Source organism: Burkholderia sp. HI4860, assembly GCF_002223045.2.
Classification (GTDB): domain Bacteria; phylum Pseudomonadota; class Gammaproteobacteria; order Burkholderiales; family Burkholderiaceae; genus Burkholderia.
The window spans coordinates 2,350,997-2,364,256 of the sequence record NZ_NKFO02000001.1; the positions used below are offsets into that span (position 1 = coordinate 2,350,997).

Annotated in this window: 13 protein-coding genes; 5 read left to right on the top strand and 8 right to left on the bottom strand. The window is 68.3% G+C overall.

Translation table 11 applies throughout. From position 1 onward, the window contains the following. Positions 1-17: 17 nt before the first annotated feature. Entirely contained in the window at positions 18-392 is a 375-nt protein-coding gene (locus tag CFB34_RS10485; RefSeq protein WP_089442553.1) for a hypothetical protein, read from the bottom strand. A gap of 290 nt (positions 393-682) precedes the next feature. Continuing rightward, positions 683-913 carry a hypothetical protein gene (locus CFB34_RS10490; RefSeq protein ID WP_306427080.1) on the bottom strand — a complete coding sequence of 77 codons (231 nt, stop codon included), beginning with the start codon at positions 911-913 and terminating at the stop codon, positions 683-685. A 196-nt stretch (positions 914-1,109) separates the two neighbouring features. Here CFB34_RS10490 and CFB34_RS10495 point away from each other — a divergent pair, with 196 nt between their 5' ends. Beyond that, positions 1,110-2,354, top strand: a complete 1,245-nt coding sequence (locus CFB34_RS10495; RefSeq protein ID WP_089442552.1) for a serine hydrolase domain-containing protein — start codon at positions 1,110-1,112, stop codon at positions 2,352-2,354. A gap of 16 nt (positions 2,355-2,370) precedes the next feature. On the opposite strand, the gene CFB34_RS10500 is transcribed toward CFB34_RS10495, so the two are convergent. Both CFB34_RS10500 and CFB34_RS10505 read right to left on the bottom strand, forming a co-directional pair. Beyond that, positions 2,371-3,201, bottom strand: a complete 831-nt coding sequence (locus CFB34_RS10500) for a GntR family transcriptional regulator (RefSeq protein WP_089442551.1) — start codon at positions 3,199-3,201, stop codon at positions 2,371-2,373. 144 nt (positions 3,202-3,345) lie between these two features. After that, positions 3,346-4,281 carry a helix-turn-helix domain-containing protein gene (locus CFB34_RS10505; RefSeq protein ID WP_089442550.1) on the bottom strand — a complete coding sequence of 312 codons (936 nt, stop codon included), beginning with the start codon at positions 4,279-4,281 and terminating at the stop codon, positions 3,346-3,348. Between the two features lie 87 nt (positions 4,282-4,368). Here CFB34_RS10505 and CFB34_RS10510 point away from each other — a divergent pair, with 87 nt between their 5' ends. Together CFB34_RS10510 and CFB34_RS10515 are read left to right on the top strand one after the other, a co-directional pair. Beyond that, on the top strand, positions 4,369-5,799 hold the full coding sequence (locus tag CFB34_RS10510) for a cytochrome P450 (protein WP_089442748.1): 1,431 nt from the start codon (positions 4,369-4,371) through the stop codon (positions 5,797-5,799). A gap of 233 nt (positions 5,800-6,032) precedes the next feature. Next, positions 6,033-6,350, top strand: a complete 318-nt coding sequence (locus CFB34_RS10515) for a panthothenate synthetase (protein WP_089442549.1) — start codon at positions 6,033-6,035, stop codon at positions 6,348-6,350. A 75-nt stretch (positions 6,351-6,425) separates the two neighbouring features. Here the strand turns inward: CFB34_RS10515 and CFB34_RS10520 are convergent, their stop codons facing one another. Both CFB34_RS10520 and CFB34_RS10525 read right to left on the bottom strand, forming a co-directional pair. After that, complete coding sequence (locus tag CFB34_RS10520; protein WP_242808590.1) at positions 6,426-6,896, bottom strand: hypothetical protein; 471 nt, start codon at positions 6,894-6,896, stop codon at positions 6,426-6,428. A 49-nt stretch (positions 6,897-6,945) separates the two neighbouring features. Further along, positions 6,946-7,746: a LuxR C-terminal-related transcriptional regulator gene (locus CFB34_RS10525; RefSeq protein ID WP_089442547.1), complete on the bottom strand. Its 801-nt coding sequence runs from the start codon at positions 7,744-7,746 to the stop codon at positions 6,946-6,948. Positions 7,747-7,887: 141 nt separating this feature from the next. On the opposite strand from CFB34_RS10525, the gene CFB34_RS10530 reads away from it, so the two are divergent. Continuing rightward, positions 7,888-9,294, top strand: coding sequence for an APC family permease (locus CFB34_RS10530; protein ID WP_089442546.1), 1,407 nt, complete (start codon positions 7,888-7,890; stop codon positions 9,292-9,294). Between the two features lie 80 nt (positions 9,295-9,374). Continuing rightward, positions 9,375-10,484 carry a P1 family peptidase gene (locus CFB34_RS10535; protein ID WP_089442545.1) on the top strand — a complete coding sequence of 370 codons (1,110 nt, stop codon included), beginning with the start codon at positions 9,375-9,377 and terminating at the stop codon, positions 10,482-10,484. 147 nt (positions 10,485-10,631) lie between these two features. On the opposite strand, the gene CFB34_RS10540 is transcribed toward CFB34_RS10535, so the two are convergent. After that, positions 10,632-10,844 (bottom strand): hypothetical protein, encoded by a 213-nt coding sequence (locus CFB34_RS10540; protein WP_089442544.1) that lies wholly within the window; start codon positions 10,842-10,844, stop codon positions 10,632-10,634. 137 nt (positions 10,845-10,981) lie between these two features. Beyond that, complete coding sequence (locus CFB34_RS10545) at positions 10,982-13,165, bottom strand: FUSC family protein (RefSeq protein ID WP_089442543.1); 2,184 nt, start codon at positions 13,163-13,165, stop codon at positions 10,982-10,984. Between the last annotated feature and the right edge of the window lie 95 nt (positions 13,166-13,260).

Here is a 13,260-nt window from a genome sequence, read left to right on the forward strand (position 1 = left end):
AGACGGCGGAAGCGCGCTTACGGCGCGACCACGTGCCACATGTCCTTGAAGTTGTCGCCGTTGCGGTCGCCCTGTTTCATGTCCTTCGAGAAGAAGTACAGCGGCTTGCCCTTGTACGCCCATTGCGGGCTGCCGTCGTCGCGCTTGACGATCGTGTAGGGCCCGACCGGAACGTCGGTCGCGCTGGCCTTGTACGGTGGCCAGAAGGATTCGCACTGGCCGGTGCACGCGCTGGTGCCGGCGTTGGCCTTGTCCTTGTCGAACGTGTAGACGGTCATCCCGTTTGCGGCGACGAGCGCGCCGTTTTCGACTTTCGTGATCGAGCCCTGGGCCGACGCCGAAGCGGATGCAATGGCGAGCAGGGCGGAACTGACGAGCAGCGCGGCTTTCATGAGGGCCTCCTGTAATCCGGTGGGCGGCCGCGATCGCGCACGGGCGAGCGTGCGCCGGGATCGCGATGAATGGTGCCGGAACGCGGTGCCGTTACCGCCGGTGCGAGCGACGCGGGGTCGAATGGCGGCGAACGGGGCGCTCCATTCACGATAGGCGGTTTTTGGCGGGGCTGCGAGGAGATCGGGGGGCGTATCGGGCCGCGCGTGGGCGTCACGCAACGGCATCGCGATCGCCGCCGAGCTCCGCTCCGGTATTTACCATCCGGCCCCGAAGCGCGCATTCCGGGGCATCAGCGCTTTGCCCGATTAGTGAGCGCGACGCCGGCGATCACGAGCGCACCGCCGGCCAGCATCGACGGCGACAACGGCTCGCCGAGCAGCGCAACCGACAGCAGCACGCCGAACACCGAACACGGGCACGAGGTTGGTGAACACGGCCGCGCGGGCCGGCCCGAGTTCGCGATCGACGGCGCGTGGCGGTGAGTGGTTCGCAGGGCCGCCGCCAGGGTTCGCGACATCATGCCCGCGTGTCTCGAATCGGGCAACCGGACTGCATCGCGCGCGCCGCGTCTCGCCGATGCGTCGCGACGGTTCGCGCATTCGTCAAAATGATATAGTTCTATTGTTAGAATGTTTTAACCGGGCAAGCGTGCTGCCTGAAGCGCAGTGACGCGCGTTCCGGCGTGTCGAGACCGAAGTGGAAACAGGAGCAGGGGCATGACCAAGGTGGCACATCCGGGTTTGTCGTCGCAGCGGCTGAAAGCGCTCGACACGCAGCTGAACGAACGCTACGTGGTGTCCGGGCGCTTGCCGGGGGCGGTGACGATGATTCATCGCCGTGGCGAGCTGGCGCACGTGAACGTCGTCGGATCGATGGATCTCGAGCGGGCGAAGCCGATGCGCGAGGATGCGATTTTCCGCATCTACTCGATGACCAAGCCGATCACGAGCGTCGCGTTCATGACGCTGGTCGAGCAGGGGCTGGTGGCGCTCGACGATCCCGTGTCGAGCGTGATTCCCGCATGGAAGGATCTGGGCGTTGCGGTGGCCGGCGCACGGAGCCTCGGCGGATTCCAGACCCGGCCCGTCGCGCGCGAGATGCTGATGGTGGATCTGCTGCGCCATACGGCCGGGTTGTCGTATTTCTTCCAGGCCCGCACGAACGTCGATGCCGCGTACCGCGAACTCGCGATCGGCGAACCGGGCAATCCGGGCGGCCTCGACGGCATGATCGCGGATCTGGCGCGGCTGCCGCTCGACTACTCGCCGGGCGAAGAATGGAATTATTCGGTCGCGACGCACGTGCTCGGCTATCTCGTCGAGAAGATCTCCGGGCAGCCGTTCGCCGACTACCTGAAGCAGGTGCTGTTCGATCCGATCGGCATGCCCGACACGGGTTTCTTCGTGCCGGACGAGCAGGCCGAACGCCTGTGCGCGTGCTATCGCCCCGGCGCCGATGGCGGCCTCGTGCTGCAGGACGATCCGGCGGCGAGCGCGTTTCGCCGGCCGCCGGCGCTGGCATCGGGCGGCAGCGGGCTCGTGTCGACGGCCGGCGACTACCTGCGCTTCTGCCGGATGCTGCTGAACCGCGGGTCGATCGACGGGCACCGGATCCTGAGCCCGAAAACCGTCGAGCTGATGACGATCAACCATCTGCCGGGCGGCCAGACGCTCGACCGGATGTCACGCTCCAGTTTCAGCGAGGCCGTGTATCCGGGGCTCGGTTTCGGGCTCGGCTTCGCGGTGACGCAGGATCTTGCCGCGACGATGCAGCCGGGCAGCGTCGGCGATTACTTCTGGGGCGGCGGGGCCAGCACGGCCTTCTGGATCGACCCGGCCGAGGACCTGATCGTCGTGTTCATGACGCAACTGCTGCCGTCGACGACGTACCGGATTCGTCGCGACCTGCGGCATTGGGTCTACGGTGCGATGTGCGACGACGAAGGCGGCGCGCCGGCGTGACGACGCGGTGCGCGGGTCAGGCCGCCGGCTTGCGCGCGCTTTTCCGGACGCCCGTGCGCGGCGACGGGATCAGGTCGGCACTGCGGTCGTCGCCGTCGAGATCGTGCGTGATGTCGAGCACGAAACGGTCAGCGCGATACAGATAGAGCCCGGCGTGGACGATGCAGCCGTCGCCGTCGGTCCACCAGCGGCGCATGCGAATCAGCATGTCGGCCATGCTGCAGTCGGCGCCGTCCGACGCGAGCAGGTCGGCGGTTTCCTGGTCTGCGTAGGCGGCCGTGATTTCCTGGCGGGCCTTCGCGAGCGGCAGACGGTTGTATTGACGAACGAGATAGCCGACCTTGTGCCGCGCGTCGCTGCCTTTCGGAAAGCGGTCGTAGGTTTCGCGTGCGACATAGCTGTCCATCACACCGTAAGGCGTGCCGTCGTGCAGATGAAGCGTGCGGATCCGCATGTAGGCGGCGCGCATCGGCTTGCCCGTCTGCAATGCAACCGGCAATTCGGTCACGGCTTCGCGCAGCAGCACGCGCAGGGTCTGGCCGGGCGCGAGCTGCAGCGGATCGTTGATCGCGGCACGCAGCGCCGGGTTATCCGCCGGCGAGACGACCTCGGCCGTGACGAATGTGCCGCGGCCGCGCGCGCTGCTCACGAGCCCTTCGGCGCTCAGTTCGGCCAGCGCCTGACGCACCGTGATCGTGCCCGCCTGATAGAACGCGCACAGCTCGGGAATCGGCGGCAACTGGTCGCCGCGCTTCCATTCGCCCTGGTGGATTCGTCCACGCAGCAGGCTGGCAATCCGCGCATAAAGGGCGACCCCTTTGCGTTCTGGGGGCGACGACGGGTTCAATGACGGACTCCTCGAGTGATGCGGGTGGGGGTGGGGTTCGGGTCAATGCCTAACATTCTACTATTGGCATGTATGCGCGCTCGCGCATCAGGTAGAGCCGGCAAGCGGCGCTGCACGCCGGCACAATGCGCCGTACGCGCCGCGTCACACCCACAGCCGGTACATCCAGAACGATTCGTCGTCGATGAAGCGTTGCGTGAATTCGCTCGGCGAGAACCCCGTGATGCGCTTGACCTCGCGGCTCAGGTGCGCCTGGTCGGCGAACCCCTCGTCCAGCGCCAGCGTGGCCCAGTTGAACGCGGCGCCCGCTTCGTACCGGTCGCGCGCCGCGAAGAACGCGCTTTCCGTCCTGACGAGTGTTTGCCATTCGCGCAGCGAACGGCCGCTGTAGGTCTTGATTCGCCGTTCGACCTGCCGCGGGCTGTGGGTGTGCCGCCATTCCCGCGCTTGCAGCGCGAGGCGTTCGACCCAACTGCGTCCCGCATTACGTAGCGACGACAGCGGCGTCGCGGGCCGTAACGCCTGCCAGCGAGGTGCAAGATGACGTTCGATCGCCGCCAGCGCATCGGCATCGCGGTCCGCGCCGACCAGTGCATCAAGCAGCGGGCGCCAGTCGTCGCCGAGGCACGCATGGGCGTCGAGCACGCGATCGTGGATGTCCGCCAGCGCGATGCCGAACAGCGCCCGCGCCGCATCGGCGGTGAAGCAGATCATGCCGATTCGTCCGCCCGTCGGCGCCCAGGCCACGGTAGGGGCCGAGTGGCTGCCCGACAGCGTCACGGCGGCACCGAAGGGGCGCCACCGGGGCCCGTCGGCCGTGGGTTCGACGAAGCCCACGTCGAGATCCCGATACCACGACACGCACACGAGCGGCGTGGCCGGAAAATGCGAGAGCCGCTGCGCGTCGCTCAAGGCGACCCCGCGCGTGTCGTGCAACACGATCGCGACCACCGCGCCCTGCAGCGCCGCTGGCGCGGGGTACAGCCGTCCACGCGGCGCCCGCCCGTCGCTCGGCGCGCGAGGGGCGCGTGCCAGCGGATCGGGGCACGACAGCGGGATCGATGACGGGGCGGAGCACATGACGCTGGAGTATAGGGAGCGGCCCGACGCGTGTCGATGTCGTTTGCGTTCAAGACCGCCGGCACGCCGGTGCGGACAATCCGTCCCATGAACACGCGATCCACATCCTCATGTCCATTCCATACGGGCGCTGCCGCGGCGGCGCCCGTGCTTCACCCGCCCGGCGTATGGCCGCCGGGGCCGCCTGCCGGCCTGACGGGTTGGGGGCTGCTGCGCGCGATGTCGCGCGACCTGCTCGGCACGCTGGCCGGCTGGCAGCGCGCATACGGTGACGTCGTGCACGTGCGCGTGTGGCCCGAGCATGCGGTGGTCGTGACCGATCCCGCGCTCGTGCGCGAACTCCTGGTCACGCATCACGACGCGCTCGGGCGCTGGGAGCGTGCCGTCCGCGTGTTTGCGCAGGTCCACGGCCATAGCGTGCTGATCGCCGAAGGCGGCGCGTGGCGCGACAAGCGGCAGGCGTTGCAGCCGAATTTCATGCCGAAGGCGGTACAGACGTTCGTGCCGTCGATCGCGGCGACGGCCGGACATGCGCTCGCGCAGTGGCCCGCGCGCGATCCGGACTGGCCGATCGAAAGTGCGCTGACGTCGCTGGCGATGGACGTAATCATGCGCACGATGTTCTCCGACGCGATCGGCGACGACGCACGGGCGGCCGAGGAAGCCGTACGCGCGGTGAGCGCGGCGGCCAACGCCGATTTTTACTGGCCTGCGAGCACGCCGGACTGGGTGCCATGGAAGCGCGGCAAGGCCCGGGCGATGGCCGTGCTGAACGGCCTGATCGACCGGCAACTGCATGCGCGTCTCGACCTGCCCGCGCGTGCGTGGCCCGACGATCTGCTGTCGCGTTTGTTGCGGCTGCATCGGGACGACGCGCGGCGATGGCCGTTGCAGGCCGTGCACGACGAATGCATGACCGCGTTCCTCGCGGGCCACGAGACGACGGCTGGCGCACTGACCTGGTGGGCGTGGTGCATGGCGACGAATCCGGCGGCGCAGGCCGCCGCGCGCGATGAAGTGTCGCGCGTGCTCGGCGGTTGCGCGCCGTCCGCCGAGACGCGCACGTCGTTACGCTACCTGACGCACACGCTCGAGGAAACGCTGCGCCTGTATCCGTCGGCGCCGATCCTGATCAGCCGTCGCGCGTCGCGGCCGATCGTGCTGGGGCCGTGGCAGTTTCCCGCGCGGACGCTGTTCATGCTGCCGCTGCAACTCATGCAGCGCGATGCGCGATGGTTCGACGCGCCCGACGTGTTTCGCCCCGAGCGTTTTGCCGACGACGCGCCGGCCGCACCCCGCGGGACCTACATGCCGTTCGGCACGGGCCCGCGCGTGTGTCTCGGCCAGCATCTGGCGATGACGGAAATGACGGTCGTCGCGGCGATGATCCTGCAGCGCTACGCGTTGTCGGCGCCGCCCGGCAGGGTGCCGCCGCGGCCGGTGCTGAACGTGACGCTGCGGCCGGACCGGCCGCTGCATCTCGCGATCGCGCCGGCGGCGGAGGGGCGTTCCATGTGATGCGGCCGGCGCGGCCGGGCGAGCGGGCCGCTGAGTCGACGACCGATATCGAGCGCGACGGCACGCTCGACTGATTCGCGTGTCGCGCACGCTTGCCGTTCGCGACACGCAACGCAATCGAATCGTCGGAATTTGAATGCATGCCGGCCGCTGCATTCCGCGCCACTGGCGCGGCATCGCGCAGCACCTATGCTTGAAGGGCCCAGGTCGGGCTCAGCTCAAGGAGGCGGGTCATGCGCATGCTTCTCAACATACGAATCCCTCACGAGCCGTTCAACACGCTGGTGCGCGACGGCAGCGTCGGCGACGTGATCGGGCGAATACTGGAAGCGGTCAAGCCCGAGGCCGTGTATTTCACGGAGCAGAACGGCGGGCGCGGGGCGGTCGTGATCGTCGACCTGAATGATCCGTCGCAGATCCCGGCGCTCGCGGAGCCGTGGTTCCTGATGCTGAATGCGGACTGCGAGTTCCGCGTGGTGATGTTGCCGGACGATCTCAAGAACGCCGGGCTCGCGCAGATCGGCGCGACGTGGAAGTCGACACAGACGTAGCGGGAATCGGCGCATGACGATCCCCCTGCTCGAAACCCGGGCAGGCGGCTTGGCGCGCCGTCGTTCGCGTGCCGGCTATCGCGCAGGCTGCGACGGTTCGGCGTTCGCTGTTTGCCCGTCTTTCGGCCGCACCAGCAACAGCAGGCCGCTCAGTGCCGCGGCAGCGACGAACACGAAAAAGCACTGTTCGTTCCATCGGCGCAGGCTGTCGGAGGCCACGCCGCCGTGACTCCCGGCCGAGGCGCCGGCTTCCAGCAGGAACGTGAAGACGGCCGGCACCGGCGCTGAACCGAGGTAGGCGAGGAACGCGAACTGCAGCCGGCCGCGGGTCAGGATCGACCAAACGTGCTGGCCCCTCAGACAAGCGACCAGTACCACCGGCGGGATGAGCACGATCGATGCGGCACTGATCGCGCACAGCAGCAGCCAGCCAAGTCCGATGATCGGAATGAGCGACATGAAGCGGGTTTCCTGTTGTCGGGCAATCGTGTTGTCGAAGGCATCCGCATCAGCGTTACCGGATGACCCCGGCAAGCGGCGCTTCACGGAGTGTGCCCGATTCCCTGCCGGTTGCCATCCACCGAGATCGATTCAGTCATCCGGCCGCATCTTCCCCCAGCGCCTGGATGAAGCGCGAAAACAGCTCGGGCTGCGACGCAATCCCGAGCTTCGCGTACAAATGCCGCCGGTGCACCTTCACCGTTTCGGGGGAGATCGCGAGCCGCTCGGCAATCGCCTTCGACGAATTGCCGCGCAGCACCATTCGCGCGATCGACATCTCCCGATCGGTCAGCACGCCCGCGCCGAAGCGGGCGAGCGCCTGCTCGACCCGCGCGCCGAGATCGGCATCGGGCGTCGCGCGCGCCGCGTCGCCCACCAGCCGCCAGTGCTGCCGGATCGCCGCGAGCACCCACGGCATCGCGGCCGTCAGCTTGCCGAGCGGCTCGACGTCGAACCGCATGCCCGCCCCAAGCGACAGCGACAGCAGGGTGTCGGCGTTCGGCCGCACGAGAATCTGGATCTCGTCCTCGCCGACCGCGTCGCGGAAGTAGCTCAGGAAATATTCGCTCTGTCGGAACAGGTCGGGCGCGACTTCCTCGAGCCGGTAGCAGCCGTCGGCGAGCCCGTCGTGCGCGGCCTGCAGGAACGGGTCGAGCAGATACAAGCCGTTCAGGTAGAGCGGCACGGGCGACGCGGCGTCGGTGCCGCCCGTGTCGTATTCGTCGAGCACGAGCGGCACGCCGTCGCGGCCGATCGCGGTCGCGAGCGCGTTGTCGAACGGCGCCATTTCATTGAGCAGCAGCACCAGGAACCGCCAGAAGCGCGGCTGGCCGAGATGATCGATTGCGCGGCCGAGCGCCTGGTGCATCGCGATTTCGGAAAAGAGACGATCCATACCACCACCGGAAGGGCGTAACACGAAGGGGGAATAGCGGTCCTGAAATTGGCTTCCTAGACTGCCACGCAATCAATCGGGCCCGAGTATGGGCGTTCAAAAAAAAGTGGCAAAGGATCGACCCAAGCACAGGAGAACGAAATGGCGATGATGTCGGAATCGACGGGCACGCTGCAAGCGGCGCCTGCAACGGAAGACGCGCCGCGCGCGCTGTCGCAGACGCTCAGCGTGCGCGATGCGGTGATGATTACCGTGTCGGGCGTGACGCCCGCGAGCTCGATCTTCGTGATCGCGCCGTTCGCGATCCAGCAGGCCGGCAGCGGCGCCGTGCTGTCGTTCCTGCTCGGCGGCGTGCTCGCGCTGGCGTTCGCGCTCTGCTATGCGGAGCTCAGCGCCGCGCACCGCAGCGCGGGCGGCGAGTACGTGATGGCCAAGCGCGTGTTCGGCACGCTGCCCGGCTACCTGACCTTCATCACGGTGCTGTCCGTCAGCGTGTTCATCCCGGCCGTGCTCGCGAGCGGCGCCGCGCCTTACCTGAACAACGCGCTCGGCACGCATTTCAGCAACCAGTCGGTCGCGCTGACGATCGTGCTGCTCAGCTACCTGCTCGGCATGCTGAACATCAAGACGAACGCGTGGATCACGGGCGCGTTTCTCGTCGTCGAGATCGGCGTGCTGATGCTGATCGCGGGCCTCGGCTTCGGGTCGCCGCATCGCGGCGCCGACGCGCTGATCGCGCCGGTCGTCGCGAGCGGCAACGCGCTCGTGCCGGCAACGCTGGCCGCGATCGTCCCGGCGATCGGCACCGCGATCTTCTGCTACAACGGCTTCGGCTCGGCCGCCTATCTCGCGGAAGACCTGCGCGGCGGCAACCGCAATGTCGCGAAGGCGGTGATCTACTCGCTGCTCGTGATCCTCGTCGTCGAACTGATTCCGCTCACCGCGATCGTGCTCGGCGCACCGTCGCTGACCGAGCTGACGAAGAGCGCCGATCCGATCGGCTACGTCGTGCGTTCGCTGAGCAACCCGGCCGTGTCGCGCGTGGTCAGCGGCGGGATCTTCCTGTCGGTGTTCAACGCGATCATCTCGATCGTGATCACGATGGGCCGGCTGCTGTACAGCAGCGGCCGGCACGCGCTCTGGTCGCGCACCTGCAACCGCGCCTTCTCGACGATCCATCCGCGCTTCGAATCGCCGTGGCTCGCCACGATCGCGCTCGCGGTGCCGTCGGCCGGGCTCGTGTTCGTGTCGAGCCTCGACGAACTGACCGCGTTCACGGTCGACCTGCTGCTGCTGATCTATCTGGTCGTCGGGCTGGCCGCGCTCGCGAGCCGCTTCGTGCGTCGTGACGTCGAGCATCATTACCGGATGCCGTTGTGGCCCGTGACGCCGCTTGTCGCGGTAATCGGCGCGGCCTACACGCTCTACACGACGCTGGCGACTGCCACGAAGCCGACCGACCTGATCATCATTGCCGGGCTGCTGGTCGCCGCGCTCGTGATGTATGCGGTCTGGGCACGCCACAGCGAAGCCTTCCGCACGCTCTGAGCGCGGGATCGAACGCTTGCCGTACCGAAACATCGAAACACTGAATCATTGAACTACTGAAAGACTGGAGGAACTGCATCATGCGCACGAGGGATCTCGGCATCCGCATCGGGCTCGGCACACCCGGCCGCTTCAACGCGATCACGGACGTTCCGGGCGTGCGGGTCGGACATTGCACGCTGAACGTCGAGAACGGCGACGCGTCGATCCGCACCGGCGTCACCGTCATCGAGCCGCGCGCGGGCGCCGCGCACGATTCGCCGTGCTTCGCGGGCGTGCACGTGCTGAACGGCAACGGCGACGCGACGGGGCTCGAATGGATCCGCGAGGCCGGCCTGCTGACCACGCCGATCGCCTATACGAACACGCACAGCGTCGGCGCGGTGCGCGATGCGCTCGTCGCGAACGAGCGCGAAGCGGCGGCCGGCCGCGTGTACTGGTGCATGCCGGTCGTGATGGAAACCTACGACGGGCTGCTGAACGACATCTGGGGCCAGCACGTGAGCGCCGCGCATGTGCAGCGCGCGCTGGCCGCCGCGCAGTCGGGGCCGGTTGCCGAAGGCGGCGTGGGCGGCGGCACGGGGATGATCTGCCACGAGTTCAAGGGCGGCATCGGCACCGCGTCGCGCGTGCTCGCGGCCGACGCGGGCGGCTGGACCGTCGGCGCGCTCGTGCAGGCGAACTACGGCGTGCGCGAGATGCTGCGCGTGGCCGGCTACCCGGTCGGCGAAGTGCTGCGGCACGTGCCTTCGCCGTTCCGCGCGCCGGACGCGCAAGGGGAGGCCGGAATGGGCTCGATCGTCGTGACGATCGCGACCGACGCGCCGCTGCTGCCGCACCAGAGCACGCGTCTCGCCCAGCGCGCGAGCGTCGGGCTGGCGCGCGTCGGCGGCGGCACGGAGGATTCGAGCGGCGACATCTTCCTGGCGTTTGCAACAGGCAACGACGGCCTGCCCGCGGCGAACTACGGCAGCAAGGGCGCGCCGACCACCGGCGTGAAGATGGTCAACAACGACCATATTTCCGCGCTGTTCGTCGCGGCGGCGGAAGCGGTGGAGGAAGCGATCGTGAATGCGCTCGTCGCGGGCGGCGACGTCGAGTCGCGCGGGGCGCGGGTCGAAGGGCTGGGGCAGGCGCGCTTGCTGGATGCGTTGCGCGAGGTGGGCTGGCGGCCGGGGCGCGGCGCCTGAAACGGCATGCGCCGCTTCAATCGAAGCGGCGCGAAGGGGAGCGGCGATGCGGCGATCGGCCGGGCCGCGATCGGCCGGGCCGCCGCTCGCCCGCGCAAGCGATGCTGCGGGCCGTGCGGGCCTGGCCGTGACGACGCGGCGTCATGCTCAGCTGCCGAAGTAGATGTTGCAGAAGCTGACGGGGCCGACACACGCGTTCGGGTCTTCCTGCTTCGATTGCGAACGATCGACCCGGCCTGCGGTCGCGACGGCTTCAGCGCGGTTCGCCGGTTGCTTTGCGGCGTCTGCCGGTGCCGGCTGTGCGTGAGCAACAGCAGCGGTGAGCGACAGGGCAACGAGGGCGAGGTGCAGCGGCTTCATTTGGGTTTCTCCTGGGTGGGTGCCAGTCTCGCTGGCAGTGAGGAAACTATAGGCTCGCACTGCTTAAAGATTAATCACCGCGGCTGTAGAGCTTATTTCCATCCGGAACAAGGATCCCGTTGCGCGCGCACTGATCGTCAATGGCGGTGCCGGTTGAACGGCGCATCCTTGTCGAGCAGCGCGCTGCGCATGAAGTGCAGGCAGCCGACGATGCGCTGCATCCGGTGCCGCTCGTCGGGCACCGCATACCACGCCTGCAGCGTGTGCTGCGCCGCGCGGGTCGCCAGGTTCACCGATTTCAGCGTGCGCGCGTGGTGGCCGGGCGTCGGGTCGTCGAAGAAGCGCGGCAACTCGTGCAGCACCGCGTCGATCGAACCGGTCCAGCGCAGTGTTTGCGGCGGTTTCGATGCGCAGAACGCGTTCAGTTCGTCGCGCAGGTCGATCACAGCGTGGCCGACCTCGAGCGTCGACAGCATCCAGCGCAGCGCGTCGCGATGCTGTCGCGTGCGCCGCACGAGCAGCGTGCGCAGTTGCGCCATCAGGTCGTGCGTGCTCGACTGGAAGCGCTGCGCGAGGCGCTCCGTCGGCCCTTCGCACGCCAGCGTGACCTGGCGGCGCAGGTCGTGCGCGATGCGGCCCGTGAGCCACGGCATGTGGGTGGGAAAGACGACCGCGAACACGAGCGAGCACGCGAGCATCGCGACGACGATCGCCAGCCCGTTGTTGATCAGCACCTCGGGCGTATAGGCGATCACGTTGTCGGGCCCCGCGAGCAGGCAGAAGAACACCGCGAAGCCGATCCCGTAGCCGGACAAGCCTGGCCGCATCGCGAGAAACGCGCCGAGGCCGAGCACCGGCGCGAGCGCGGCGCACAGCAGCGGGAAGCCCTCGATGTTCGGATAGACGTAGCAAAGGAACACGTAACCGACGGCGGTCGCGAACGCTGCACCGACGCTCATCTGCGCGACGAACTTCGGCGCGCGCGGCGACGTCGAGCTGAGCGCGCACGCGATCGCGGTGGCGATCACGGCGAGCGGGCCGCTCGGCCATTCGGACGCGAGCCAGAACGCGCTCATCGCGCCGACGGCGACGATCGTGCGCAGGAACGCGAACCCGACGAAGAACGAATTGGTCTTCACCGCGTAGTGCGTGACCGAGCGCTCGAACGCGTGATCGTCCTGGTCGAGCGACGCATAGGTGTCGGCGTAGCCGAGATATTCGCCGATGAAGCGGTACAGCAGCTCGATCGCGGTATCGAAGTCGAGCAGGCCGCCGGCAGCGTGCGCCTCGATGGTTCGCCGCGATGCCCGCGCGGCTTTCGGCAACGCGCTGTGAAAGCGTCGCAGTTCGAGCAGTGCGCCGGTGGCCGGCGCGATGCCGCGCTGCCGCTCGTCGCGCAGTGCGGCGAAGCGCTGCGCGAGCGCGTCGACGTGCGGCGCCAGCGCATCGAGCACCGCGTCCGAACCATTGGCGCGCAGCCGCTTGACGAGCTGGTGCAGCGCATGCAGCCGCGTGCACGCGTTCATGAACTCGCTGTTCAGCCGCGCGAGGCGGCGGCTGCGTGCACGAATGTGCGGATCCTCGAACGACGCGAACGCACGGTTGGCCTCGAAGCCGACGATGTCGTCGACGAAATCGGCGAAGCGCCGCTCGAAATCGCCGCGGGCGACGTCGCCCGCGAGCGCGCCGGCCGTGAACGCCGCGAACGTCGCGTGGCGGGTGCCCAGCGAGCGCATCAGCGCCTTCGCGGAACTGAGCGGCAGGATCAGCGCGCTGACCGCACCCGAGCACGCGATGCCGAGCGCGACTTCCGCGGCGCGCGTGAGCGCGGACTGGAACAGCGCCTGCGGGGTCATCACGGACGGCAGGCCGATCAGCGCGGCCGTATAGCCGGCCAGCACGAAGCCGTACCAGCGGAAGTGGCGGTTGCGCACCGCGAGCGCGATACAGGTACCGATCCACAGCGTGATGCCGGCCATGTACAGCTCGGGCTGCTGCGCGAACAGCCCGCCGAGCGCGAGCGCGGCGACGAGGCCGGCCGCCGTGCCGAGCACGCGGTAGAAGCTCTTCGCGAACACCATCCCCGACAGCGGCTGCATCAGCACGAACACGGTCGTCATCGCCGTGCGCGGCTGCGACATCTCCAGGCGCATCGCGATGCCCATCGCGAGGAGCGCCGCGAACACGGTTTTCGCGAGGTGCAGCCAGATCAGCCCGTCGCTCGCGGCCCAGTCGCGCGCCGCGTCGCCGAGTGGATCGAGCCAGGTTCTCCATCGTGCAGGTTCGATGGAAGGGCGCTCGATCGCAGGTGGTGGCTTCATGAAAAGAGGGGGCCGGTACGGGGCCGAGCGAGGTGCCTGGCGCGTCCGAACGGTCCGTTCGACTGTTGAGGCGCCGATTGTAGGAGTGCGGCGCC